Source organism: Nonomuraea sp. ZG12 (genome assembly GCF_052068115.1).
In the GTDB taxonomy this organism is placed as follows: Bacteria; Actinomycetota; Actinomycetes; order Streptosporangiales; family Streptosporangiaceae; genus Nonomuraea.
Genome location: NZ_JBQHCW010000042.1, coordinates 16511 through 41796, shown reverse-complemented (window position 1 = coordinate 41796; position 25286 = coordinate 16511). Strand labels below are relative to the sequence as shown.

Below are 25286 nucleotides of genomic sequence, written 5' to 3'. Positions count from 1 at the left end.
GTTCAACGCTGCGACGTTGAACACATTTGAGTAACAGACATTTTACAGACCTACTCTTGGCACCAAGATGCAACGTACGTTTCAATGACGAACGTGACAGAACGTCGCGATACAGGCGTGGAACGCCATCCTCGACACACCTCCTGAGTGCGTTCGCCCCCTCGCCCTCACCGACGCAGAGAGGCTTCACCCGTGGCCCGTTCCCCATTCCGTCGTACCCGGACCCCCCTCCGGGCCGTCAGCGCCATCGCGGTCGTGGGCGCCCTGACGGCGCTCACCGCCTGCTCGTCCTCCACCACGTCCGCCTCCGAAGATGGCGGAGACGGCGGCGCCAAGGAGATCCAGATCGGTCTGCTCGCCCCGCTGACCGGCGGCTCCGCCTCCGACGGCAAGGGCATGCAGCAGGGCGCCGAGCTGGCCGTCAAGCAGCTCAACGAGCGCGGGGGCGTCAACGGCTACACGTTCAAGCTCAAGACCGTGGACGTGCAGGGCCAGTCGAACGACGCGGTCACCAAGGGCGTGCAGACCCTCACGGACGACGAGGCGGTCAAGGCGGTCGTCACCGGCTACGCCTCGACCTCCAACTTCGAGATCGACGAGTTCGCGGCGGCGGAGAAGATCTACCTGCTCGGCGGCAACACCGCGCAGACCCAGGAGATCATCGAGAAGGACCCGGCCAAGTACCCGACCGTGTGGTCCATCACCCCCAACTACGACGCCTACGGCACCGAGCCGGTCGAGTTGGCGGAGGCCTGGGCCGAGCAGGACCTGTGGAAGCCGCGCGACAGGTCGGCCTTCATCGTCCGCTCCGACAACCCCTACAGCGAGAGCATCGCCGACGGCCTGGTCAAGACCTTCAAGGAGAAGGGCTGGAAGATCGCCGGCGAGGAGAAGGTGCCGTTCGGCCCGGTCAACGACTGGGGCACGATCATCGCCAAGATCCGTTCGGCGAACCCCGACTTCATCGTCAACACCGACTACCAGGTCTCCAACGAGGCCAGCTTCATGCAGCAGTTCCTGCAGAACCCCTCCCAGTCGCTGGTCTTCATGCAGTACGGCCCCAACCAGCCGCAGTTCTTCGAGCTGACCAAGGACAAGGCCGAGGGCGTGCTGTTCAACAACCTCGCCGGCCTGGTGCCCGCGGCGGACTTCGCCCCCGCCTCCCAGCTGCAGAAGGACTGGAAGGCCGCGTACGGGACCGAGAACGTCGACCCGCAGGGCGTGATGACGTACGTCGAGCTGATGATCTACGCCGAGGCGCTGCGCCAGGTCGGCGACCCCGACGACGCCCTCGCGATGGGCGCGGCGATCGGCAAGATCGACACCGAGCAGGCGTCCGGCCGGATCGTCTTCGATCAGGCCACCCACCTGGCCAAGCAGGGCGACGACTTCGTGCCGCTGCAGTCCTTCCAGTTCCAGGACCAGAAGCGGGTGCTGATCGCCCCCGAGAAGTACAAGTCGGGCTCCTTCCAGCTCCCGCCGTGGATGAAGAAGTGACGGCGACCGGCACTCTGGCGCTGCCGCCCGGCAAGCGGATGGCGGTGGCCCTGACGTTCGACTTCGACGCCCACTCCCCCTGGATGGGCACCCTCGGCCGGACCTCGCCGTCCTACCTGTCACGCGGCGACTTCGGCGCCGAGCAGGGTGTGCCCCGGCTGCTGGAGCTGCTCGGCGGCCACGGCCTGCCGGCGACCTGGGCCACGCCCGGCCACGACCTGGTGACGTTCCCGCACCGGATCGAGGAGATCCTGGCGGCCGGGCACGAGATCGCGGCGCACGGCTGCTACCACGAGGTCGTCCCCAGCCTGGGCGCCGACGAGGAGCGGCGGCTCATGGAGCTCTCGCTGCGCCAGCACGAGCAGGTCGTCGGCCGCCGGCCGCGCGGCTACCGCTCCCCCGCGTGGGACTTCTCCGAGTCCACGCTGGGCCTGCTGGAGGAGTACGGCTTCGACTGGGACAGCTCGCTGATGGGCCGGGAGTTCGAGCCGTACCGGCCGCGGCCGGTGACGGTCAACTACGAGTCGGCCAGCGAGTTCGGGCCGGAGAGCCGGATCATCGAGATCCCCGTCTCGTGGTATCTCGACGACTGGCCGGCGGTGGAGTACGTCGCAGGGGTCTCGGCACTCGGCTCGCACCGCGACATGGAAGACCGCTGGAACACCATCTTCGGCTACGCCCATGAGCGGGTGCCCGGCGCGGTCTACGTGCTGACCATGCACCCGCAGACCATCGGCAGGGCCCACCACCTGCTCGTGCTGGAGACGCTGATGGAGCGGATGCTGGCGGCGGGCGACGTGTGGTTCGCGACGTTGAGCGAGATCGCCGATGCCTGGCAGGGCTGAGCGAGGTCGTCCCGGCGGCGGGATGGTCACCGCGCCCGATCCTCGGGCCGCCCGCGCCGGAGCGTCGACGCTCCGCGCGGGCGGCAGCGCCGTGGACGCCGCGGTCGCCACCGCCTTCGCCGTCGGCGTGGTCGAGCCGTACATGAGCGGGCTGGGCGGCGGCGCGTGGCTGGTGGTGCGCGAGCCGGGCGCGCCGGTCGCGACCACGGTGAGCGGGCCGATCCGCGCGCCCCGGCTGGCCCACCCGGAGATGTACGACGTGCTCCCGTCCGCGCCCGGCACCGGCCTGTACGGCTGGCCCGCCGTGCGCGGCGACGCGAACATCGTCGGTCCGCTGTCGGTGGGCGTCCCCGGGGCGGTCGCCGCGCTCTGCCGGGCGCACGCCCGGTTCGGCCGGCTGCCGCTCGGCCAGGTGCTCGCCCCGGCGATCGAGCTGGCCGAGGCGGGTCACGAGACCAACTGGTTCGCGTCGTCGGCGATCTGCGGCGAGGCCCGGCTGCTGCGTGACTTCCCCTCCAGCGCCAGGGTGTTCCTGCCCGGCGGCCTGCCGCTGCGCGGCCCGTCGCAGGGGCCAGGCGACCCGCTGATCCAGCCCCGGCTGGCCGAGGTGCTGCGGGAGATCGCCGCCGGTGGCGCGGACGCCTTCTACCGGGGCCGCGCCGCCCGTGCGATCGCCACGACCGTCACCGAGGCCGGCGGCCTGCTGTCGGAGCGGGACCTGGCCGGATACGCGGCGACGGAGGAGGAGGTCTCCCCCGTGGCGATCGGCCCGCTGCGGCTGTTCGGCCCGCTGTCCACCGGCGTGATCTCGGTCGCCGAGGCGCTGCTGCTCGTCGAGGCCGCCCGCGAACGGGGCCTCGATCCAGGGCCGCGGCTGTGGGCCCGGGTGCTGTCGCGCGCGTTCGAGGACCGGCTGCGCGAGGTCACCACGGCCGAGGACGGGCCGGCGCCGTGGGCACGGCTGGCCACCCCCGAGTACGCCGGCCAGGTGCTGGACGGCTGGCTGTCCGGGCGGAACTCCTCCCCGGCGGCGCCCGGCGGTCCCCGCCGGGCCGGCTGCACCTCCCACCTGTCGGCCGTCGACGGCGACGGCATGACGGTGTCGCTCACCCAGACGGTGCTCGACCTGTTCGGCTCCCGCCTGGTGGAGCCGGAGACGGGCATCGTGCTCAACGACGGGATGATGTACTTCGACCCCCGCCCCGGCCGGGTGGCCAGCGTCGCCCCTGGCGCGGCCGGGCTCAGCGCGGTCAGCCCGGTGATCCTGACCGGTCCCGGTGGGGCCGAGGCTACGCTCGGCGCGTCGGGCGGGCGGCGGATCATCTCCGCCGTGGCCCAGATCATCGCCCGCTGGCGCGACGGCGCGGACCTCCAGGACGCGATCTCCGCGCCCCGGGTGCACGCCGAGGGCGATCGGGTCTGGCTGGACCGGCGCGACGCCGGAGCCGCCGCCGACCTGACCGCCGCCGGATTCGGAGTCGCGGTCGTCTCGGAGGAGCCCACCACCTGGCACTTCGCCCGCCCGAACGGCATCGCCCGGCGGGGCGGCGCGGGCTGGGCTCCCGGCGTGGACCGGATGAAGCCGTACGGCGTCGGCATGCCCTTCGACGACCGACCAGACCTACCAGTGGATTGAGGGAGATATCGCTATGGCGAGCACTCTGACGGGGCGGCGTGCCCTGGTCACCGGCGCCGCCGGTGGGATCGGCGCGGCCATCGCCCGCCGGCTGCTCCGGGACGGGGCGCGGGTCATGATCGCCGACATCGACGCCACGGGCGGCGCCCGCACCGCCCGTGAACTCGGCGAGCCGTGCGTGTTCCAGGCGGTGGACGTGGCCAGCGAGGGCACCGTGGTCAACCTGTCGTCGATCTTCGGCGTCACCGGGCTGCCCGCCTTCCCCGCCTACTCGGCGGCCAAGGGCTCCATCGCCAACCTGACCCGCCTGCTCGACACCGAGGCCGCCGCCGAATCGCTGCGGCAGCGGGAGGCGGCGGCCGCCCGGCAGCCGATCGCCCGGCAGTGCTCACCGGACGAGATCGCCGTCGCGGTCGCCTTCCTCGCCTCCCCGGACGCCTCGTTCGTCACCGGAGTGCTGCTCCCGGTGGGCGGCGGCTTCCTCGCCCAGGGCGACTGGCGCGGCCCCGGGCAGGCCGCATGAGCGGCGGCGCGGCGACACTGCTCGCCGCTCAGAACGTCGGCAAGTCGTTCGGCAGCCTCAAGGCCGTCGACGACGTCTCGATGGAGGTGCGCCGCGGCGAGGTGTTCGGCCTCGCGGGCCCCAACGGCGCCGGCAAGAGCACGCTGTTCAACCTGCTCACCGGCATCCCCATCCGGCCGGACACCGGCAAGGTGCTCTTCGACGGCCAGGAGGTCCAGCACCGCTCGCCCCGCTGGATCGCCAAGGCCGGGCTCAAGCGCACCTTCCAGACCGAGGCCGTCTTCGAGTCGCTGAGCGTCATGGAGAACGTCCGCGTCGGCCACGCCTACGGCGGCGCCGGCCGGGCCGTGCGCTGGGACGCCGCCCGCTGCCGCGAGGCGCTGGACGTCGTGGAGCTGGGCGGCGACCTCGACCGCCCGGCCGACGGGCTGTCGCTGATCGACCGTAAACGCCTGATGATCGCCTGCGCGCTGGTCAGTGGGCCGTCGTTGCTGCTGCTCGACGAGCCCGCCGCCGGCCTCGACCCGGCCGACCAGGACGCGCTGATCCGGCTGCTGTCCCGCATTCACGGGTCCGGCGTCACCATGGTGATCATCGAGCATGTGCTGTCGGTGCTGGAGGCGCTGGCCGGCCGGATGGCGGTGCTGGACAGCGGCCGGATCATCGTGACCGGCGGTCCGGCCGAGGTCCTGTCGGACCCGCGGGTCGTCGAGGCCTATCTGGGACCGGGAGCCGCATGATGAGCGATCTGCTGACCGATCTGCTGACCGTGAAGGACCTGACCGCCGGCTACGGCCAGGCCGGAGTGCTGCGCGGCATCTCGATGAGCGTCGCGGAGAACGAGGCGGTCGGGCTGCTGGGACCCAACGGCCACGGCAAGACCACCCTGCTGCGCTGCGTCTCGGGCGTGCACCGGCCCTCGTCGGGCACGATCGCGTTCGCCTGCCGCGACACCCGGGGCCGGTCGCCGCGCGACCTGGTCAGGCGCGGCCTCGTGCACGTGCCGCAGGGCTCGCGGCTGTTCCCGCAGCTCAGCGTGGAGGAGGCGCTCCGGCTCTCGGCCGCTTCCAGCGGGCACGCCCGGGACTGGCGCGACGGCATCGACCAGGTGTTCTCCGTCTTCCCCCGGCTCAAGGAGCGCCGCAGGCAGCTCACCGGCACCCTCAGCGGCGGCGAACGCCAGATGGCCAGCCTCGGCATGGGCCTGATGGCCCGGCCCACGCTGCTCATCCTCGACGAGCCCACGCTGGGCCTGTCACCCAAGGTCAAGCACGAGCTGAGCGAGTGCATCGTCCGCGTCCGCGCGGAGGTGTCGTCGATCATCCTGGTCGACGGCGACATGGAGTTGGTGCTCACCCTGACCGACCGCTACCACGTCGTCCTGCACGGCGACGTGGTCCACAGCGACGTGTCGGACAGCACCCGGAGCCGCGACGAGATGATGTCGCTCTTTCTGGGAGGGGCCGCTGATGGGCGGCATTAGCGTCATCCTGACGAGCACGCTCGTCCTCGGCGGTCTCTACCTGCTCATGGCGGCGGGCCTGACCCTGATCTGGGCCAACCTGCGGGTCTTCAACTTCGGGCACGGCGCGCTGCTCATGTTCGGCGCCTACCTGACCTGGACGGTGCTGGAGGCGACCGGGCTGCCGCTCGTGGTGTCGCTGATCTGCGCGGTCGTCGTGATGGCGCTGATCGGCGCCGTCTACGAGTTCCTGCTGGTCAGCCCGTTCATCAGGCGGCCCAACGGCGACATGCTGGTGATGGTGGCCACGCTCGCGGCGACCATGCTGCTGCAGAGCGGCGCCCAGCTGATCTGGGGTCCGGAGATCAAGCAGCTCCCGCAGTTCGGGCAGGCCCGGGTGGAGATCGCGGGAGCCGTCGTCCAGGGCACCCAGCTCGTCACCATCGTGCTGGCCCCGCTGCTGGTGGGCCTGCTCGCGCTGGTGCTCAAACGCTCCGGCATCGGGCTGACCGTCCGGGCGCTGGAGCAGAACCGCGAGCACGCGCAACTGCTCGGCATCGCGCCGCGACGGGTGTACCTGTTCGTGGTCATGGCCGCCGTCGCCCTGGCCACCGTGGCGGGCGCCCTGCTCGGCAGCATGCAGTTCATCTCCCCGGGGATGGGCAGCGACCCGCTGCTGCGGGCGTTCGTGGTGCTCGCGTTCGGCGGCGCCGGCAGCCTGGCCGGCACCATCGCGGGCGCGTACGCGATCGGCCTGCTGGAGGCCGTCACCACCTACTACTTCGGGCTGTCCTGGAGCCCCGTCCTGGTCTTCCTGGCGATGATCGTCATCATGCTGGTCAAGCCGGAGGGGCTGCTGCACACGCGGGTGAGGAGCGCGTGAACGTCATGCCGAAACTACGCGGCCTGCTCGGCTGGCCGGCCTACGCGATCGTCCTGGTGGCCCTGCCGCTGGTCTTCACCGACCCGCACAGCCGGCTGCTGCTCATCCTCATCACCATGTACGGCGTCCTTGCGCTGAGCTGGAACCTCACCCTGGGCTTCGCCGGCATCTTCAACTTCGCCCAGATCGGCTTCTTCGGCATCGGCGCCTACACCACGGCCATCCTGGTCACCCGCGCCGGCGTCGACCCGTGGCTGGCCATGGGCGTCTCCGGGGTGTCGGCGATGCTGGCCTCGCTGGTGGCATTCCTGCCGGTGCTGCGGCTGCGCGGCATCTACGTCGGCCTGGCCACGTACGTGTTCTCCCAGCTCTGCATCTATCTGGTGCTCGGCCAGGCCGGGCTGACCGGCGGCTCCAACGGCATCGTCGGCATCCCCCGGCTCAGCCTGGGCGAGTTCAACCTGCGGGCCGACGGCCGGATCGGCTACTACTTCCTCGGCGCGGCGCTGCTGTTCGCCGTCACCGTGCTGGTGCGTACCCTGACCCGCTCGACCCTCGGCATGTCGCTGGTCGCCCTGCGGGACAACGAGCCGCTGGCCACCAGCCGGGGCGTCTCCCGGGTCCGGCAGCACCTGATCGTCTTCATGATCGGCGCGGGGGTGGCCGGGGTGGCCGGCAGCTTCAACGCCTACCTCAACGGCGTCGTCAGCACCGACATCTTCGGCTTCGGCCAGCTCACTCTGCTGCTCAGCATGATCTTCCTGGGCGGCAGCGGCAGCGTCTACGGGCCGATCGCGGGCGCGGTGGTCGTCACCCTGGTCTCCGACGCCCTCCAGGACGCGGGCGCCTGGCGCGACATCGTGGTCGCCTCGCTGATCCTCGTGGTGTTGTGGCTCGCGCCCAAGGGCCTGGCCGGCATCGCCCGCTCCCTCTTCGACGCGGCGCGCCACCGGCTCCGCAAACCCGTGACCACCAGTTCCACCACTGTGAAGGAGACGTCATGACCGCACAGGACAGCGCCCGCGACGTGACCCGCGAGGTCGACCGGCTCGCCGAACGCCTGGTCTCCAGCCTGACCGACGCGATCGCCGTACCCAGTGTCAACCCGAAGTACCCCGGCCAGGAGTACGGCAAGGTCGTCGGGGCGGAGGGGGACGTCAGCGCGCTGCTGGCCGACCTCTACACCGAGGCGGGGGCCGATGTCACCAAGGTGACGGTGGAGAAGGGCCGCGACAACGCGTGCGGCGTCATCACCGGCGCCGGTGGCGGACGGTCGCTGCTGCTCAACGGGCACGTCGACGTCGTGCCCGCGGGCCGGCTCGACAAGTGGCGCGGCGACCCGTTCCGGGCCGTGGTCACCGACGACACCGTGATCGGGCGCGGCGCGACCGACATGAAGGGCGGCCTGGTCGCCGCCGCCTACGCCGCCGTGGCCCTGCGCCGCGCCGGTGTGCGCCTGGCCGGTGACCTCGTGCTGCAGGCCGTCGTCGGCGAGGAGGTCGGCGACCACGAGGCGGGCACCACCGCGGTGCTGGAGGCCGGGTTCGGCGCGGACGCCGCCATCGTCTGCGAGCCGTCCGGGCAGGCGGGCACCCTGCCCGCGTCGGTGCCGGTGACTCCCGGCCTGCTCTGGTTCAGCATCTCCATGGAGGGCAAGACCGCCCACTCCGGGCTGCGCGGCATGACCGTGCACCCGACGCTGGAGGGCGACGCGCTCGGGGTCAACACCGTCGACAAGTTCTGGATCGTCTACCAGGCGCTGCGCTCCCTGGAGGACGAGTGGGCCCGGCACTACCGGCACCCGCTCTTCCCGCCCGGCTACTTCAACCTGCTGCCCGGCGTGCTCCAGGCCAACCCGTCGGGCATCTACGTGCCGTTCTTCCTGGCCGACGAGCTGACCGTCGAGTACTGCGTCTACCACCACCCCGACCGGACCAACGAGGAGGTCATCGCCGAGATCGAGGGCCGCGTGGCCGACGCCTGCAAGTCCGACCCGTGGCTGCGCGAGCACCCGCCGGTCTTCGAGTGGAAGCTGCTGTGGGCGCCGTACTCACTGCCCGACGACGCGCCGCTGGGCGCCGTGGTGGCCGGCGCACACGCCGCCGCCGCCGACGGCCGGCCGCCGCTGTCGACGGGCTTCATGGGCGTCTGCGACCTGACCTGGATGGACCGCAAGGGCCTGGCCGGGCTGGTGTACGGTCCCGGCGTCGGTTACACGGCTCACGCGGAGAACGAGTACGTCGAGATCGCCCAGCTCGTCCAGGCCGCGAAGACGTACGCGCTAGCCGCGATCGAGTGGTGCGGGCTCGCCGAGCCCGCTGACGGCCGCTGACGGCCGCTCACCGACATCCACCGTTCCGCCACGCCACGGCGTGAGCAGGCCGCCGCTGACCAGCGTTCTCTTTCCCGGCGCGTCGTGGCATGATCCATACCCGGTGACGCGCCACTCGAGTCACCGACCATCCAGAAGGAGACCAAGTGTCCCCCCCGACCGAACCCCGCACAGTCGCGGCACAACTGCGCGACGTGCTGCCGCAACTGCCGCGTGCGGAGCAGCGGGTGGCCCGCGCTCTCCTGGCGGGCTACCCGACCGCGGGGCTGGAGCCGCTGGCGATCGTCGCCCGCCAGGCACAGACCAGCCCGGCTACCGTGCTACGGCTGGCCTACCGGCTCGGTTTCGACGGCTACCCCGAGCTTCAACAGGCGCTCAAGCGCGAGACCCAGCAGCGCTACTCCTCTCCCCTGGCCCAGTACGACTCCGCCGGAGCGGGCGACGAGGTGGACCCGGACGGCGTGCTCGGCCGGTCCCGCCAGGTGCTGTTGAAAGCCACGGCCATGACCTTCGACCAGGTTCCCGAAGGCGAGCTGACCAGGGCGGCCGAACTGCTGGCCGACCCGAGCCGCCGCATCTCGGCGGCCGGCGGCCGATTCAGCACGATCCTGGCCCACTACCTCGTGGCGCACCTGCAGCAGCTGCGGTCCGGCACGGCCTACATCGCCGGGTCCACGGCCGACCATGCCGCCCACCTGCTCGACCTGGGCCGACGGGATGTACTGGTGCTCTTCGACTACCGGCGCTACCAGCGCGAGACCGTTGCCTTCGCGAACGCCGCCGCAGCCCGCAACGTCAAGATCGTGCTGCTGACCGACCCGTGGCTGTCGCCGGTCTCAGCCGTGGCGGACGTCGTGCTGCCCGCCCAGGTCACTTCACCCTCGCCGTTCGACTCGTTGACCCCGGCGGTCGCACTGCTCGAAACCCTGATCGCGGCCGTCGTCGACGCCCTGGGCGAGGCCGGGCGGACTCGGGTGGCCCAGTACGACCAGATGGCCGACGACGTCCTGCGTGAGGACGACCGCCCCGCCATCACCCACCCCCCGGGCAAACCTCGCTGACTTCCGGCTATCGCAGGGTGCTTGATCTGCGGAGTTTGACCTCCGCTCCGTCTCAAAAGGGCAGAGATTCCCGCCTACCGCGTGGTCTTCGGGTGGGTTCGGCACCGACCCTCGACAAGCCGGACGCGTCGCCGACCGCATCGAGGCGGGCATGGTCTTCGTCAACGGCGTCCTGGCCGAAAGCGCGGAACTGCCTTCGGCGGGGTCAAACGCTCCGGCTTCGGCCGCGAACTCGGCCGCCCCGGCATCAAGGAGTTCGTCAACAAGAAGCTGATCCGCACCTTGGCGCCCTGAACCAGGAGGTGCAGGAGGTGGGCACGGTGAGCGCAGCCCGTCGATGGAGACCGGCGCCAGTTCTCCTGGCGCGTGGATGGCGCGCGTGCGCTACCGGCGATCGCATGCCCTGCCTCGTGCACTCGGCCCGTACGGTGCGCACTCACCGCTCGGCACAGCAGTCGGCGCCGCGGCGTGATGGTGGTGTCTTCACCACCGTCACGCCCTCGACGGCGAAGAGCTCGTCGAACACCTTGGTGAACTCGGCATCTCGGTCGCGGATGAGGAAGCGGAACGAGCCGATCCGGGTGCCCTCGGCTCAGCCGTGCAGGGTGGGCCGGTAGATGAGCTCTTGGGTGTGGTCGTCAAGCGTCCGGCTTTCCATCAGCTCGAGGTCGAAGTCGGCCGCGCCCTGGAAGATCGGCTCTACTCCGGTCTGACCGGAGATCACTGGGAAGACCGTCAGCTGGACGAGGTCGACCAGGCCGGCGGCCATCAGTGCCCGGTTCATCGACAGGCTGCCGTGTGAGCGCAACGGCACCGCGGACTCCTTCTTGAGCCGGGCGACGACGTCGACGGCGTCACCGCCCGCCAAGGTCGCGTTGGGCCAGGTGGGGGGTCCTTCGAGTGTCGTGGACACCACCGTTGTCGGCATGTTCCTCAGACGGGTGTTCACCGGGTCACTTACCTTGGACTCCTCGGTGCTCGGGCCTAGCACCTGGACGAATTGCCGGAAGGTGTTGGCCCCGAGGACCATCCGCTGCTCCTCGCTGTACAGGGCGAGGCGGCGGTCGAGGAAATCGGGACCTTGCTTGCCCCAGTAGCCGCCCCAGTCGCCGCTGCTGTTGTAGGAGCCGAAGCCGTCGAGGGTGGAGTAGACGTCCCAGGTGTAGGTAACGGTCATGATGCTCTCCTTGTGTGCGGTTGATCGGATGTGATTGTGGTGGTCAGGCCGATCACGTGATCCTCAGGGTCGGTGAACCGGCCCACCTCGACGTTGGTTCCCGGCACGATGTCCGGGCCGGACAACCGGCGGCCACCCAACTCTTCGGCCCTGTCCAGAGCCGTACCGACATCGGGCACCTCGACATAGATGGTGACGTGCCGGCTGTCACCGCCGTCACCGGAGCCGATGCCGCCGGTGATCCCGTCCGGCCCGCTCGGCTGGGAGCGCTCATGGCTCGGGGGTGGCCGGTGTGGCCGATCTGGCTTCGGGCAGCGGGCCGACGTCCGTTGTCGTGTCGTCGCCGTAGGAGTTCCGCACGTGTTTGAACGCCTGCACAGCGAGGAGGGCCAGGCCGACGTAGAGGACGGCGCTGACGATGCCCGCCACGTGCACGCCGGAGGTGAAGGCGTCGCGGGCTGCGGCCAGCAGGTCGCCGCTCTGCTCTGCGGGCAGCTGACCGGCCGCGGCGACCGCCCGGTCGATGCTTTCCCGGGCGGCGTCCGCCGCATCAGGAGGTGTCGTGCCGAGACCGCCCTCCACGTTGCGCCGGTACACCGCGGCCCCGAGTGTTGCGAGCGTGGCGATGCCGAACCCGATCCCGAATTCGGCGGACGTCTGGACGATCGACGCCCCCGAACCGGCCTTGTCCGGCGGCACGGCGCCCATGGCGAGGTGGTTGCAGAGCGCAGCCAGCGGAGCGGTGCCGAGCATGACGACACACATCGCGATGAAGATCGTCATCGGGCCGGACGTCGAGTCGGCCAGCGTGAAGATGATGTAGCCGGCACCCGCGACGATCAGTCCACCCGCGATCAAGTACGCCGGACGGATGTGGTTCGCCACCGCAGGAGTGGCCAGATTGCCGATGATCATCAGCACGTTGGGCACCAGCAGGAGCAAGCCGGCCGCCAGCGGGGTGAGACCGGCGACGTTCTGCAAGTACTGCGTGACGAGCAAGAGGGTGCCGCCACCCACGACGGCGGTGACGAACATCAAGGTCAGAGCGGAGCTGAACGTGCGGTTACCGAACATGCGCAGATCGAGCAGCGGGTGCTCCAGGCGCCGCTGCCGCTGGACGAACACCAGCCCTACCGCGATGCCGGACGCCAGTGCACCGGCGGGGAACCACTCCCAGCCGTTGCGAGCAAGCTCCTTGAGCCCGTAGACGAACGGAAGGATCGCTGCGAGGGACAGCACGACGCTGACCGGGTCGAGCCTGCCCGCCCGTAGTGCCTTCTGTTCGGGGAGCAGGAAGCGGCCGAACGCCAGCAGCACCACGATCCCCGGCACGGACACCAAGAAGACCGAACCCCACCAGAAGTACTCCAGCAGGATGCCACCGACGAGCGGGCCGAGCGTCGCCCCGCCCATGAAACAGGCCAGATAGACGGCCAGGGCGCGGCGGCTTTGCCGCGGGTCGGTGAACATGCCGGTGATCAGGGCCAGCACCGACGGCGTCACCGCGGCACCTGCCACGCCGAGCAACGCACGGCTGGCGATGAGCATCTCCGGGCTGGTGGAGAACGCCGCCGCCACCGAGGCGATGCCGAACACCGCGGCGCCGATGAACAACAGCTTCCTCCGGCCGATCCGGTCACCGATGGTGCCCATGGTGACCAGCGAACCCGCGATCAGGAGGCCGTAGATGTCCACGATCCACAACTGCTGGATGCCGCTGGGTGCGAGGTCGGCGGTGAGGCGTGGTACAGCCAGGTACAGCACAGAGAAGTCCATCGTCACGAGGAACGTGGGCACGCTGAGCACGGCAAGCCCAGCCCATTCCCGCCACCCGGCTCCGGGTCCCGCATTCCCAGTAGTCACGATCTACTCCAGTCAGTGGTGCCTGGCCCTGGTCCACCAATCCGCCGGTGGTGTCTCGACGCTAGGGCGGTCGACCGGTACCCGAATCCGTATCGGTATCAGTGATCGCACGGCGAGTACGGCGGTAGTCTGGCCGTCATGCTTCGCGGCCGGCAGGTTGAGTGTGCTGCCATCGACACCCTGCTCGAGCAGGTCCGGCGCGGGGTGAGTGGTGTGCTGCTGGTGCGCGGGGAGCCCGGGATCGGGAAGACCGCCCTGCTGGAGTACGCCCTCGGCGCAGTGGACGAGGACGTCCGCGTACTGCAGTGCATGGGTTATGAGTCGGAGAGCCAGGTGCCGTTCGCCGGGCTGCACCAGGCGCTCCGCCCGGTCCTTGACCATCTCCCGGCGCTGGCCGAACCGCAGCGCCGGGCATTGTCCGGTGCGTTCGGGCTCGGGGAGGCTGCGCGAGACCGGTTCATGATCGGCGCGGCGGTGTTGTCGCTGCTGGCCGAAGCATCCGAAGTGTCACCGCTGCTGGTTCTGATCGACGACGCGCACTGGCTGGACCGGGCATCGCTGGATGCGTGGATGTTCGCCGCGCGCAGGCTGGGGCGCGAGGCCGTCGGCGTACTGATCGCCACCCGGGACGAGCCCGGCGCGCCGGATGGGACCGGACTCCCGGAGATCACACTCGCCGGGCTTCCGGCAGACGAAGCCGCGCTGCTGCTCGATGATCTCGGTTTCACAGGCGTCGCCCTGACCGAGTTGGTCGCATCGACCGAAGGCAACCCCTTGGCGCTGCATGAACTTGCAACCGCGGGCCCGATGTCGTATGAAGGCCCGGTACGGCTGACCGATCGCCTGTTGCAGGCGTTCGGTCGCCAGATCAGGGCACTCCCGCCCAGTACGCGCAGGTTCCTGACGCTCGTAGCGGCCGACGACACCGGTGATCTCGCAACCATTCACCGGGCGGCTCCGGCGGTCGATACATCGCTCGCCGATCTGACTGCGGCAGAATCAGCCGGACTGGTTCGAGTGGCACAGGGCGCGCTGATCTTCCGGCACCCGCTGCTGCGGTCTGCCGCGTATCACGGTGCGGCACTGGCCGATCGGCTGGATTCCCATCGCGCCCTGGCCGCGGCCACCGGCAACGAATATCGGCGCGTCTGGCATCTGGCTGCGGCGACGATCGGACGCGACGACGCCATCGCCGACGCGCTGGAGCAGGCGGGCAGGCGTGCGGCGGCTCGGGGTGCCCACGGTGCGGCATCGTCGGCCTTCGGGAGGGCAGCTGAGCTTTCGACCGAGGCGGGCGATGCGGTACGCCGCATGACCGACGCAGCCGAAGCGGCTGTCGATGCGGGCAGGATCGAATGGGCCAGGGTGACGGCGCTGCAGACCCTTCCGACGGCCGGCGGCCCGTTGCAGCACGCACGGTTACTCGAGGTTGCCGGTCGGGCCGAATTCGCGGCCCGTGACCTTCAGGAGGCCTATGGCCATCTCCTGGCGGCCAGCGACGCGATGGCGGCAGGTGACGGCGAGCGTGCGTTCTGGCTGGGGCTGACCGCTGTGCACACCGTCTGGTCGATGCCCACCGATCCGGAGAAGCTCGTCACCGCTGTCGATCACCTTGCTTCGTTGGCGCCCGCGGGCACGTCACTGGATGCTGTTGCGTGGCTTGCGAAATGGGCTGCGGTGGCGGCCCTCGTGGCGGACCCGCGCGACTACCCCGAACTGGATCCGCTGCTCCTCCGCGCAGCCTGCGTCGCCAGGGAACGTGGACCCGAGGCCCTGGCCGAGGTGATGAGCTTCGCGGTAATGCTGAATCGGGACAGAACATCGGCGGAGATCGCCGCCGAGCTCATCCAGGGTGCCCGCGAGCGGGGCGCGGTCGCGGTGCTCCCATCGGCGCTCGCCCAACTCTGCCTGAGCCAGGTCTTTCTGGGTCGGCACCGGGATGCGCTGATCAGCGGCACCGAAGCGGTCACGCTGGGCCGTGACACCGGTCAACAGCTCTGGTCTGTGTACGCGAGCTCCGCGTTGGCTTACCTGGCGGCGATCGAAGGTGATGAGACGCGTTGCCTCGCGATGGCGGGCACCGACGCGGGTTCGCTGGGTGACGAGCGGGCGACCGGCACCCAGGCCCGCGCGGCCCTCGGCCTGCTCTACCTGGGACTTGGCCGGATCGCTGAGGCGTACGAACGTCTCGCCAGCGTGCAACGGGGACCAACCCGGCACCTGTCCACCGTCCAACGCAGCGTGCCCGACCTTGTTGAAGCCGCCGTCCGAATCGGCCGTGCCGAGGATGCGGCCGAGGCGATGCGGCGCTGCGAAACCTGGGCAGCGGTCATGGGCGAGCCGTGGACCGACGCCTTGGTGTTGCGGTGCCGGGCCCTGCTTGCGACTGACGCTTCGGCGGAGGATCTGTACGTTCAAGCACTTGCATGTCACTCGGTCGACGAACGGCCCTTCGATCGCGCCCGGACCACCCTGCTATACGGCGAATGGCTACGCCGCGCCCGTCGCAAGACCCAGGCCCGCGAGCACCTGGACGTCGCACGCCATCTGTTCGACCAGTTGGGCGCCCGGCCCTGGGTAGAGCGTGCAACGGGTGAACTGGCCGCGATCGACGGCTCGAGCCAGCAACGTACGACGCCGGCCGAGGCGAGCCGACTGACACCGCAGGAACTGCAGATCGCCGAACTCGCCGCAACCGGCCTGTCCAATCGCGACATCGCGGCACAACTCTTCCTCAGCCCGCGCACCGTCGAGTACCACCTGTACAAGGTCTATCCGAAACTTGACATCCGATCCCGTGCTGAGCTCAGCAAGGTGCTTCATTGAGCAACCACCGTTCGGGATGCACGATGAGATGGCACTGCACCTGCCGAGAATTCCATCCATGCAGGTCAAGCGGCATTTGAGTACCCGTGGAGGACTCCGCCGAGCGGTCTCGTCGGCGTATGTTCAGGTCGGTGATTCGTTGGGGGTCCGTGATCGTTTCCGGGACGGTGCGCAGCGGGGCGTCTTGGTTCAGGGCTTGGTGGGCTCGGTGCTGGTTGTAGAACCGTTCGTACTCGCGTAGGGCGTGTCACAAAGTGGCGTTCGTTCCGGGCCAGGCAGCGGTCGAGGAGTTCGTGGCGGCAGGACTGCACCCAGCGTTCCATGATGGAGTTCATCCGCGGCATCCGAATCCCGGTCAGCACGGTCTGGATGCCGGCTTCGGTGAGGCACAAGGCGCTCCACCCAGGCGAATTCCTCGCCGATGCCACTCCCGCTCGCAGCGGCGCAACCGTCATACCGAACTCCACGGCCGCCGGTTTGATCTTCGTTTCTTCGCAGAAAGAAAGATCGGCGATGGCCGTTCCCATGTCACGACGGCGAGCCGCTCCGCCACTCAATCGTGATCAACCAGGACGCGGATGTCCTGCGACAGGGAACCTTGGGCTTGTGTCATCGAAGCTTGAGCGACTCGGGAGGCCGGGCGTTTGGCTCCGCGCTACGCCGGGAATGGCTGCTCACCTCACGGGGATGCCTCACCGGGAGATCGGGATCAGCCGGACTCCGCGAGCAGATGTACGACACCGGCCGGATTCTTAATCCAGTGGGTTCTGGAATCGAGGTTCTCCAGGGGCTCCACCTCGTCACACGGGTGGATACCGATGCCGGCCAGTTTGCTCGTCGCCGCGTCCAGGTCATCGGTGTGGAGCTGCAGCCACAGGTCGGGCTGGCTGTAGTTGTCGACGCAGTCGAGCCACAGCGTAGTGGGACCGAACCGCACCGAATGAGTTCTCGAGACGGTCGGAGCGTAGGAGACGTCGTCCTCCTTGACGTCGAAGCCCAGAGTGTCGCGGTAGAAGGCCACGGTGGCCTCGTACTGTGCCTTGGGGATCTTCATGGCGATGTTCAGGCCGGCCGTGAACTCAGGCTTGCTCATGGTTGCGCGACTCCTTGGTTCGTGTCGGTGGCGTCGATGTCAGTGGCGTCCAGTGCATGTTCCAGCGCGGCCAGCCGGTCATCCCACCTGTTGGCGAGCCTGGCCAGCCAAACCTGGGCCGTGCGGATAGCGGCTGGCTCCAGCCGGTAGGGGTGGCGGCGGCCGACCGGTTCGCCGGTGCTGATCAGGCCTGCTTCGGCGAGCTGGCCGAGGTGCTTGGCGACCGCCTGGCGGCTGACCGGCAACCGCCGCGCCAGATCAGTGACGGTTGCGGGACCCCCGCGGGCGAGCTCCTCCAGCAGGGCCCGCCGTGTCGGATCGGTGAGCGCCGCGAACACCGCAACGGCCTGCCCTTCTGAATCAGGCGGCCGCATCGAGGTAGGTCTCCAGGTCGACGAGCTCCGTGTCCCATCCCTGACTGTTTGCCTTGTGGGCGGAGCGGGCCATGTCGTCGGCGGCTTGGGCGAATCCGCTCTCCACGAGGCGCAGCCGCGTGCCGTCCGGTACCGGCTCCAGGGTGAAGTCCACCAGCGTCTGGGGTGCGTCATCCGCCGGCAGGCCCTCGATTCCCCACCTGAACGCGAAACGGTGTGGCGGGTCGACCACCGCGATCGTGGCGACGGATTCCTCACCGAGGTCGTCCCAACGGAAGAACGCTCGCCCGCCGGGCCGCAGATCTATCTCCGCTACCGAGCCGAACCACCGCGAGAGCCCTTCCGCGGTGGTCAGCGCGGCCCACACCCGCTCGATGGGGTGCCGCAGCACCGCCACACGTTCGATCGCGTCCGAAACCATGCCCCACCCTCCTTCGCAACCTGTAGGTTGCCATTGATTGGCAACCTACAGGTTGCAATCGCCGCCCGCAAGCCGCCGGCTCGAAGGGCGACTTACTACGCACCCGCAAATGCGGTACTGAGCTTCCCCTCTTAACGTGGAGACCGAGCCGGGAGAGGTTTGGTCGTGGCAGCAGTCACGCGGCGGCGCTTTGGTCCGGAGTTCCGGGTGGGCGCGGTGCGTATCGTCAAGGAGACCGGCAAGCCTGTGGCCCAGGTGGCGCGGGATCTGGGGATCAGCCCGTACACGCTGCACATTTGGGTGCAGATGGACCGGCTGGACGAGCAGTGCAACGGCAACGGGAGCGGAACGCTGGAGGAGTCGGAGCGGGAGGAACTGGCCCGGCTGCGGCGGGAGAAGGCCGCGCTGGTCAAGCAGCACACCGCGGAGAAGGCGGCGTGGCAGAAGGAACGCGGCGACGACGCGCCGACCGCTCGCCAGCGCAGGCGCGCTGACCTGGATGCGGAGATCACCCGCCTGTTCGAGGCCTCGGGCGGCACCTACGGCTCGCCGCGCATCACCCGTGACCTGCATGAGGCGGGCTGGCGAGTGACGGAGATCGACACCGACCAAGGCAAGCTGTATCTGGCCACGGTCGAGGACCTGTTCTCGCGCCGGCTGCTCGGCTACGCCACGTCTGAGCACCACGATGCCGCGCTGACCTGCGCCTCGCTGCAGGTCATCATTCCGCACTTGCCTCCCTGTCCTGATGGTCGGAACTCGCGCACGCCACGGCGAAGCCCTCACAGGGGAATGACGTGGGCGGATGTAATTTTCGGCAGGTGCAGATCGGCCGAATCCGCTACTCAACCCCCGGCAGCCATGAGCGCAGCCACTGGGCGACCGTGCAGAATCCGGTCATGGGCGCCGCCTCCGGCGACTGAGCGAGATCACGGGCGGCCTGCTGCGCCACTTCAGCCGTGGGGAAGCCGCCACGGCGGAGTGATCCAAGGTCGACGATCCGACAGTGATCCATCAGCGGAATTGCCGGGCCTCGCGCTACTCCGGTAGTTCCAGCGAACCCGGACCAGCGCGCAGCGCATCTCCAAGACCCTGAGGAGCGTTGCATGAGGCGTGCTGCAGGGCAGCGAGTAGCGCGGTGGGCTCCTTGAACAGCGCTGGATTACGCTCCAGATGCGCGAGCTCCTTTTGGGTGAGTTCCCGCACCACAAGGGCACCTTCCACCTTCAGGAGCAAAATCGAGCCGATCATGATGGCCGCGTTGCCCTGCTCTGGGAGCGCCTGGATGAGATTGCTGACAGCGGCAGCCTTCTTCTCGTCGACTTCGGCCTGCGCCAGATGCAGGCCGTGTAGCTCGACAGCTCGCCTGACCTCACTCCCGATCTCCTGTGCGATCTGTGTGTTCGCCAGTTCCTTGCCGCGCAGGAACAACTTCCTGAACCAGGAGCCGCGGATAGCCGGTTCCCAGTCCACAGCCTCCGCCTCAAAGGCAGCAGCGAGTTCCCTGACAGCTTGCTCGACCCGCGAACTGCCGCTTGCATCATCGAGGTAGATGGTCACTGGTGCGAGCGTCGTTGAGGCTGCCCTGGCATGCTTGAGGTGATCATGAATTGCCAGGCCGATCGCGGCCGTCAGCACGCTGTCGACGGGGACTGGACCAGGCCAGGCGATCTCACTTTGCACACGAGGGGCACCAAGGACCCCTGGAGGAAGGACCTCGTCCGCCTCGTGACGTTGCCCCACAAGGTCACCCACCGCTTGAGCCACCAGTGTCGGGCTTGCGTCGCCGTCGAGGACAATCTCCCCGCCTTCGGTAATCAGATGGAATGCCATCTGAGGTCGCTCACCTAGCCAGGTAACGAGCACAAGCATGAAGTTGCTCACGTCGTCTGCGGAAGCGAACTCTGCCCGAAGACGTCTCCTGCCAGGGAGTATCCGCACGCTCTCGACGCTTCTCATGAGCAAGCTACGAAAAGCCCGATAGTCCTGCTGGCTACCGCCGGTTGTCACAATCACCAATCTGGCCATTTACTTGCCCTCTCCCTCGCCGATTGCCTCCCATAACATGACATGGTGTGCCTCGAAAACTGAGTCATCGAATATCGGCTTCGTAACAGTGCAGGCATGCCGCTGTCTCTCGAATTGCTCACCGGCCGACGCAGGCCGCGTGCGCACGGGCGAGGGCGTTCTTGTCGACGGCCGACATGAGGTTCTCGGGGCGCATCGCCGTCGCCGCCTAGGCAGCGCATGGTGCCTCGCCCGCCAGCGGTCCGAGAGGCGGACGGGGGGCGAAGCCGGCGGCCGGATGAGGATGACCATCCCGCCGACACTGAGGATACCGACGACATGGTCGCGATGACGATCACGGTGACAGCCGCCATGACCGCGGTTCTCACCGCGTGGACCAGTCTCGACAACGGCCGCAAGCCAAGGCCGGTCGGCGTGACCCCACCGCGGCCGACCACCGAACTGACGCAGCACCTGATTCTCGTGGCGGAGCATCAACCGCTCAACATCCTTGGACAGATCAGCGCGGACCAGCACCGCCAGCAGACCGAACAAGCACCGCGCCGACCGGAAGACCAGCGACAACAACACCCCGCGACAGTCGCAGCCGCCGCCCTGATCACGCAGCAGAACCCGAGTACAGAGCACGAAACCGTATTTCCGAGCGGGACAGGGCGGTGGATGTGCAGGCGCGACAAACAACGTGGCCCGTCACGGGCGTCGAGGCCGGATGGCTACGCCGCCGTCGTGCGGATCAGGCGGATGCCGTACAGAACTATCCAGACCACCCAGATCAGCCAGCCGGTGAGGCCGATGAGCCCGAGCGGGCTCTCCTCCTTGATGACCAGGAAGGCGAGGCTGGCCGAGGTGAATTGGAGTGCGGCGGCCAGGAAGCCCAGCCCGCCGTGCCAGGGCCGGATGAACTGTGCGCGTAGGCCGGCCACGGAGAGGCCGACGAGGGCGGTTGCCAGGAACGTGCCGTTGAGGGTGAGCAGCGCGTCATGTAACGCCCAGAGTCCGGTGGTGGCGGTGGTGTCGTGCGGAGCCGTCCTGGCCAGCGCGAGGCGAGCGGTGATGACGCCGGTGAAGGTGATGTTCTGCATGATCAGGCCGGCGAAGCCGACCAGCGACCAGGCCTCACCGCGCTTGCGCTCAGATGTCCACAGCGCGGCGACCGCGCCCGCACCGAACAGGGTCGCCAGCACCCAGGCGGCGGGGAGGAACCCAGACACAAGACCGACCAAGTCGCCGTGCTCGGCGAAGAACGCGTTGACCTCGGCCATCTCCGCGCCGGCCAGTGGCAGACCTGCGGGGGCCATGATCAGGTTGCCGCCCACGATCGTGATGGCGAAGCCGATGGCGGCGAAGCCACTGATCCGGGAGAAGCGCATGCGAAGCCTCCTTGTTTACGTGCCTTATATTCATTATAAGCAGCGTAAACCCTTTAAGGTGCAGAACATGAGTGCAGAAGTGGGCCGACGGCGCTACGACTCGCTGCGCCGCGCAGCGCAGGCACTGGACACGCGGGCCGAGATCGCCCAGGCCGCGCGCCGGCTCTTCGTCGCCCGCGGCTGGGCGGCGACGACCGTGCGCGACGTGGCCCGCGAGGCGGGTGTCTCCGTGCCGACGATCTACTCGGTGTACGGGAACAAGGCCGGGCTGACCCGGGCACTGGCCGACGCCGCCGACCTGTCGGCCGACCTGCCGCAGCAGGTCACGCAGCTGGAAGCCGCGGCGGCGAGCCCTGAGCGGCAGCTGGCCGCGATGGCCGCCTACGACCGGCGGCTGTACGAGCGCGCCGGAGACGTCATCACACTGCTGCGCGAAGCCGGCCGCACCGAGCCCGAGTTGGCGGCGGTCTACCGCGACGGCCGCAGGCGGGCCGACGAGACCCGGGTGGCGGTGTTCTCCTCCTGGCCGGCCGGCACCCTCCGCCCGGGCCTGGACGTACAGCACGCCGTCGACATCTACGCGGGCCTGTGCGGCATCGATGTCTACACCACGTTCACCGCCGAACGCGACTGGTCGCCCGATCGCGTCGAGCAGTGGTGGAGCGAGACGCTGGTCCGCGAGCTGCTCTCTTGCGAGTGCCACCGGTCGGGTCGCCCCGGGCGTCTCACCCAGATCTAGTGCGCGAAGAACTTCACGACCCTTCCCCACTGGGCTTGAGCCTTCTTCCGACTCCGTAACCGCTTGTACTTGTTGCGCGACCAGCGCATCTTTCCGGTCTTCGCCCAGGCGGCCCAAGCCGCGCCCGCCGGTACAAGGCACCGAACGAGGGTCGCAACCAGGTCCGTTTCGTGGCCTGCGCCCCCCATGTCCGGATCTGTGGGCTAGTGGTCCTTGTGGACATCTCCGGCGAGCCACAAGGCTGGTGGTGTGAGAGATGTGGTTGTGGCCGTCTATGACGGGGTGGTGCTGCTGGACGCGGCCGGACCGGTGCAGGTTCTGCACGGGTCCGGCGGTTACCGCATACGGCTCGCTTCGGTCGATGGACGGTCCGTGCGTACGGACATCGGAGTGCCTTTAGGGGCCGACCTGGCCTTGGACGACGTCGAGGGACCGGTCGACACGTTGCTCGTACCGGGTTACGCGCACCCCGATGGTGACCGCCCCGGCGAGGCGTTCCTGGACCTGCTGCGCGACATCAGCCATCGTGCGCGCCGGGTGGCATCGGTGTGCACGGGGGCGTTGCTGCTGGCGGAGGCGGGTCTGCTCGATGAGCGGCGGGCCACGACACACTGGGCCGCCTGCGCTGACCTGGCGTCCCGGTTTCCGCGGGTCGCCGTGGAACCCGATGCCATCTACGTTCGTGACGGGCCTGTGGTGACCTCGGCCGGCGTCACCGCTGGAATCGATCTGGCGCTCGCACTCGTCGAGGAGGACCACGGTCCGGACCTCGCGCGAGCGGTGGCCAAATACCTGGTCGTGTTCCTGCAACGCCCAGGCGGCCAGTCGCAATTCAGCGTTCGCGCGGCCGTCGCCACGCCACGCCATCCCGCGTTGCGCCGGCTGCTGGACGCGGTCGCGGCCGAACCGGCGGGAGAGCACACCCTCGCCTCGATGGCGGCCCGTGCCGCGGTGAGCGAGCGTCATCTGACCCGGCTGTTCCGCCGCGAAGTCGGGCTCACCCCCGGCCAGTACGTCGAGCGGATCCGGGTTGAGGCGGCGCAGGTCCTCCTGGAGACCAGTGCCGCCGGCGTGGCCTCGGTCGCCCGCAGTTGTGGTTTCGGGTCCGACGAGACGATGCGCCGGACGTTCCTGCAGGTTCTGGGCACGACGCCGACCGCTTATCGCCAACGCTTCCACACCTCCCACGCCATCCCGTTCACCGAATGACGTCTCAAGGAGACCGCATGAGCTCATTCCTGCCCCGCCGTACAGTTCTGGGAGCCGGCCTCGCCGGCGTAGCGGGGCTGACGGTCGGTACGCCTCCCCCTTCAGCCGCCGACACCGGGAACCAGTACGCTGACCTCTCCTTTCCCCCCTCGCGCATCGCCCGGGCGGCCCGGCAACTGGTGGCGGACACGCAGCAGCCGTACCTGCGCAACCACAGCCTGCGCAGCTTCCTGTTCGGCCGGGCAGCCGCCGCCCAGGCCGGTCGCCGAGCAGGCCAGGACTACAACGCCGAAGTCATGTTCCTCATCTGCGTGCTGCACGACATGGGCCTGACCGAACGCGCCGCCACCAGCCAGCGATTCGAACTCGACGGCGCCGACTTCGCCGCCCGGTTCCTGGAGCAGCACGGCATCACCGACCGCCGCGTCGACACCGTCTGGGACGGCATCGCCCTGCACACCTCCTTCGGCTTCCACCAGTCGCCAGTGTTCGCGCGGCGCCGCCCGCCGGAGATCGCGATCGCCCAGGACGGCATCGGCATCGACCTGACCGGCGGCCCCGACCAACTGCCCGCCGGGTACGCCGAACGCGTGCACGCCGCTTATCCTCGCCACGGCGGCGCCCGTACCTTGACCGACGCCATGATCAGGCAGTCCCTCGCCGACCCGCGCAAGGCACCGCCCATGACCCTGCCCGGCGAGATCCTGCACCAGCGGCATCCTGAGGTTCCCTACACCACCTGGGAAGGCTTCCTCGACGCCAGCGGCTGGGACGACTGACGGCACGTGTCAACCCCTTGAGCAGTTGCCCTCGTCCGAACCCATGCACGAACGTGACTGCTTCGGATCGACGCAGTCGCCGCACCCCCTCGCGCTGGTCACATGCGTGATTTCGCTGACCCCACCTCTTCCAGGATGCCTGACGCCGCGCACTGAGCTTCAGGCACCCTGAAGGACAGAAAGAGAACTCATGGAATATCTGCTGCTGTCGGTACATGTCATGGCCGGCATCGTGTTCGTCGGAGGCTCGGCAGTCGCGACGAGCCTGTTTCCCCGCTACGTTCCGGTCATCGTCGGCGTGCCGGCCGGCGCAGCCGTGCCGGGCGCCCACTCCACCCTGCCGTCCGAAACACCGCAGGCGTCAGGAGAGCGCAACCGGGCTGTGGCCGTCGCGCTGCACCGCATCACCCGTGGCTACAGCGCGTTGGGCCTGATCGTGCCCGCTGTCGGTATCGTCCTGGCCTTCATGCAAGGCCGCAGCGGAGAGATCTGGATCGTCGTTTCCATGGTCCTCACCGCCGCCGCGGGCGTCCTGCTGGCGCTGCAGATCTATCCGCGCCAGCGCGACGCGCTCGCCGAACCCGGCGACCGTGACCGGCTGCGCACGCTGCACATGCTCGCCGGCATCTACAACCTGCTGTGGGCCGTCGTCGTCGTCTTGATGATCGTACGTCCCGGCTATGCCCCGGAAGCGTGATCCGGAGTGCGTACCTTGCGGACAGCGGCCGGTGTTGAGGCCGTCTCCTCGATGGTTCTGATGATCAACCTGTTCACCACCCACATCACAGCGATCCCCTCCCTCATCGGCCCGCTGCACGGCACGGCCTACCTCACCGTCATCACCGCCACCCTGCTGACCCGGCCACCAGCCCCATCCGGCGCCCGCTGGCGCGCCACCATCCCCGCCATCGGCGGGCTCCTCGCGCTGTGGCAACTGCGTGACCGTTCCCGAGCAAGCCATCCCTGATCGGCAACCTCAAGAAGACCCAGGCGAACGACACCTTCGGCGATTTGCCGTTTCCCCGCACCGAGCCGGCACTGAGCGCCATGCGTTTCGCCCGCGGCACCGAAGACCCGGCGATCTTCAACCACAGCCTGCGAAACCTATCTCTACGCACCGGGGAGCGGATCGGGACCTGGCCCGATCGTTGAGGGCACTGCCGACGAT

Annotated in this window: 24 protein-coding genes; 17 read left to right on the top strand and 7 right to left on the bottom strand. The window is 69.0% G+C overall.

Annotation, left to right across the window (positions count from 1 at the left end; genetic code table 11):
- Positions 1 to 192 precede the first annotated feature (192 nt).
- From ACTMTF_RS47040 to ACTMTF_RS46995, 10 genes are all read left to right on the top strand, one after another.
- A complete protein-coding gene (locus tag ACTMTF_RS47040) occupies positions 193 to 1497 on the top strand; it encodes an ABC transporter substrate-binding protein (RefSeq protein WP_441116601.1) in 1305 nt (434 codons plus the stop codon).
- Positions 1482 to 2342 (top strand): polysaccharide deacetylase family protein, encoded by an 861-nt coding sequence (locus tag ACTMTF_RS47035; protein ID WP_441116600.1) that lies wholly within the window; start codon positions 1482 to 1484, stop codon positions 2340 to 2342. The genes ACTMTF_RS47040 and ACTMTF_RS47035 overlap by 16 nt, the downstream gene beginning before the upstream one ends.
- Positions 2326 to 3978 (top strand): gamma-glutamyltransferase family protein, encoded by a 1653-nt coding sequence (locus tag ACTMTF_RS47030; protein WP_441116599.1) that lies wholly within the window; start codon positions 2326 to 2328, stop codon positions 3976 to 3978. The genes ACTMTF_RS47035 and ACTMTF_RS47030 overlap by 17 nt, the downstream gene beginning before the upstream one ends.
- A gap of 13 nt (positions 3979 to 3991) precedes the next feature.
- On the top strand, positions 3992 to 4501 hold the full coding sequence (locus ACTMTF_RS47025) for an SDR family NAD(P)-dependent oxidoreductase (RefSeq protein WP_441116598.1): 510 nt from the start codon (positions 3992 to 3994) through the stop codon (positions 4499 to 4501).
- Positions 4498 to 5241, top strand: a complete 744-nt coding sequence (locus tag ACTMTF_RS47020; protein ID WP_441116597.1) for an ABC transporter ATP-binding protein — start codon at positions 4498 to 4500, stop codon at positions 5239 to 5241. Before ACTMTF_RS47025 ends, ACTMTF_RS47020 begins: the two co-directional genes overlap by 4 nt.
- Complete coding sequence (locus ACTMTF_RS47015; RefSeq protein ID WP_441116596.1) at positions 5238 to 5984, top strand: ABC transporter ATP-binding protein; 747 nt, start codon at positions 5238 to 5240, stop codon at positions 5982 to 5984. Before ACTMTF_RS47020 ends, ACTMTF_RS47015 begins: the two co-directional genes overlap by 4 nt.
- A complete protein-coding gene (locus ACTMTF_RS47010) occupies positions 5971 to 6846 on the top strand; it encodes a branched-chain amino acid ABC transporter permease (protein WP_441116595.1) in 876 nt (291 codons plus the stop codon). The genes ACTMTF_RS47015 and ACTMTF_RS47010 overlap by 14 nt, the downstream gene beginning before the upstream one ends.
- Before the next feature lie 5 nt (positions 6847 to 6851).
- Positions 6852 to 7850 (top strand): branched-chain amino acid ABC transporter permease, encoded by a 999-nt coding sequence (locus ACTMTF_RS47005; RefSeq protein ID WP_441116594.1) that lies wholly within the window; start codon positions 6852 to 6854, stop codon positions 7848 to 7850.
- The gene (locus ACTMTF_RS47000) at positions 7847 to 9178 is read left to right on the top strand and encodes an ArgE/DapE family deacylase (RefSeq protein ID WP_441116593.1); all 1332 of its coding nucleotides are present in this window, start codon (positions 7847 to 7849) and stop codon (positions 9176 to 9178) included. Before ACTMTF_RS47005 ends, ACTMTF_RS47000 begins: the two co-directional genes overlap by 4 nt.
- A 146-nt stretch (positions 9179 to 9324) precedes the next feature.
- The gene (locus ACTMTF_RS46995) at positions 9325 to 10239 is read left to right on the top strand and encodes a MurR/RpiR family transcriptional regulator (RefSeq protein ID WP_441116592.1); all 915 of its coding nucleotides are present in this window, start codon (positions 9325 to 9327) and stop codon (positions 10237 to 10239) included.
- 592 nt (positions 10240 to 10831) lie between these two features.
- Here ACTMTF_RS46995 and ACTMTF_RS46990 read toward each other — a convergent pair.
- Both ACTMTF_RS46990 and ACTMTF_RS46985 read right to left on the bottom strand, forming a co-directional pair.
- Positions 10832 to 11416, bottom strand: coding sequence for a dihydrofolate reductase family protein (locus ACTMTF_RS46990; protein WP_441116591.1), 585 nt, complete (start codon positions 11414 to 11416; stop codon positions 10832 to 10834).
- Between the two features lie 270 nt (positions 11417 to 11686).
- Positions 11687 to 13213, bottom strand: coding sequence for an MFS transporter (locus ACTMTF_RS46985; RefSeq protein ID WP_441116590.1), 1527 nt, complete (start codon positions 13211 to 13213; stop codon positions 11687 to 11689).
- 204 nt (positions 13214 to 13417) lie between these two features.
- On the opposite strand from ACTMTF_RS46985, the gene ACTMTF_RS46980 reads away from it, so the two are divergent.
- Complete coding sequence (locus ACTMTF_RS46980; protein ID WP_441116589.1) at positions 13418 to 16105, top strand: ATP-binding protein; 2688 nt, start codon at positions 13418 to 13420, stop codon at positions 16103 to 16105.
- A 709-nt stretch (positions 16106 to 16814) separates the two neighbouring features.
- Here the strand turns inward: ACTMTF_RS46980 and ACTMTF_RS46975 are convergent.
- Genes ACTMTF_RS46975 through ACTMTF_RS46965 form a run of 3 tightly spaced genes read right to left on the bottom strand, consistent with a single transcriptional unit; the run spans position 16815 to position 17993 of the window.
- Positions 16815 to 17198 carry a VOC family protein gene (locus ACTMTF_RS46975; protein WP_441116588.1) on the bottom strand — a complete coding sequence of 128 codons (384 nt, stop codon included), beginning with the start codon at positions 17196 to 17198 and terminating at the stop codon, positions 16815 to 16817.
- Positions 17195 to 17572 (bottom strand): ArsR/SmtB family transcription factor, encoded by a 378-nt coding sequence (locus tag ACTMTF_RS46970; protein ID WP_441116587.1) that lies wholly within the window; start codon positions 17570 to 17572, stop codon positions 17195 to 17197. The genes ACTMTF_RS46975 and ACTMTF_RS46970 overlap by 4 nt, the downstream gene beginning before the upstream one ends.
- Positions 17559 to 17993 (bottom strand): SRPBCC domain-containing protein, encoded by a 435-nt coding sequence (locus ACTMTF_RS46965; RefSeq protein ID WP_441116586.1) that lies wholly within the window; start codon positions 17991 to 17993, stop codon positions 17559 to 17561. The genes ACTMTF_RS46970 and ACTMTF_RS46965 overlap by 14 nt, the downstream gene beginning before the upstream one ends.
- Positions 17994 to 18158: 165 nt before the next feature.
- Here ACTMTF_RS46965 and ACTMTF_RS46960 point away from each other — a divergent pair, with 165 nt between their 5' ends.
- Positions 18159 to 19043, top strand: a complete 885-nt coding sequence (locus ACTMTF_RS46960) for a transposase (protein ID WP_441116585.1) — start codon at positions 18159 to 18161, stop codon at positions 19041 to 19043.
- On the opposite strand, the gene ACTMTF_RS46955 is transcribed toward ACTMTF_RS46960, so the two are convergent.
- Together ACTMTF_RS46955 and ACTMTF_RS46950 are read right to left on the bottom strand one after the other, a co-directional pair.
- Entirely contained in the window at positions 19032 to 19877 is an 846-nt protein-coding gene (locus ACTMTF_RS46955; RefSeq protein WP_441116584.1) for a hypothetical protein, read from the bottom strand. The genes ACTMTF_RS46960 and ACTMTF_RS46955 overlap by 12 nt on opposite strands.
- An 857-nt stretch (positions 19878 to 20734) precedes the next feature.
- Positions 20735 to 21391, bottom strand: coding sequence for a hypothetical protein (locus ACTMTF_RS46950; protein ID WP_441116583.1), 657 nt, complete (start codon positions 21389 to 21391; stop codon positions 20735 to 20737).
- A 67-nt stretch (positions 21392 to 21458) separates the two neighbouring features.
- Here ACTMTF_RS46950 and ACTMTF_RS46945 point away from each other — a divergent pair, with 67 nt between their 5' ends.
- The 5 genes from ACTMTF_RS46945 (at position 21459) to ACTMTF_RS46925 (ending at position 25085) form a co-directional block, all read left to right on the top strand.
- On the top strand, positions 21459 to 22130 hold the full coding sequence (locus ACTMTF_RS46945) for a TetR/AcrR family transcriptional regulator (RefSeq protein WP_441116582.1): 672 nt from the start codon (positions 21459 to 21461) through the stop codon (positions 22128 to 22130).
- 249 nt (positions 22131 to 22379) lie between these two features.
- Complete coding sequence (locus ACTMTF_RS46940; protein WP_441116581.1) at positions 22380 to 23339, top strand: GlxA family transcriptional regulator; 960 nt, start codon at positions 22380 to 22382, stop codon at positions 23337 to 23339.
- 17 nt (positions 23340 to 23356) lie between these two features.
- Positions 23357 to 24118, top strand: a complete 762-nt coding sequence (locus ACTMTF_RS46935) for an HD domain-containing protein (RefSeq protein WP_441116580.1) — start codon at positions 23357 to 23359, stop codon at positions 24116 to 24118.
- 190 nt (positions 24119 to 24308) lie between these two features.
- Positions 24309 to 24815 carry a hypothetical protein gene (locus ACTMTF_RS46930; protein ID WP_441116579.1) on the top strand — a complete coding sequence of 169 codons (507 nt, stop codon included), beginning with the start codon at positions 24309 to 24311 and terminating at the stop codon, positions 24813 to 24815.
- A 51-nt stretch (positions 24816 to 24866) separates the two neighbouring features.
- Positions 24867 to 25085, top strand: a complete 219-nt coding sequence (locus tag ACTMTF_RS46925) for a hypothetical protein (RefSeq protein ID WP_441116578.1) — start codon at positions 24867 to 24869, stop codon at positions 25083 to 25085.
- Positions 25086 to 25286 lie beyond the last annotated feature (201 nt).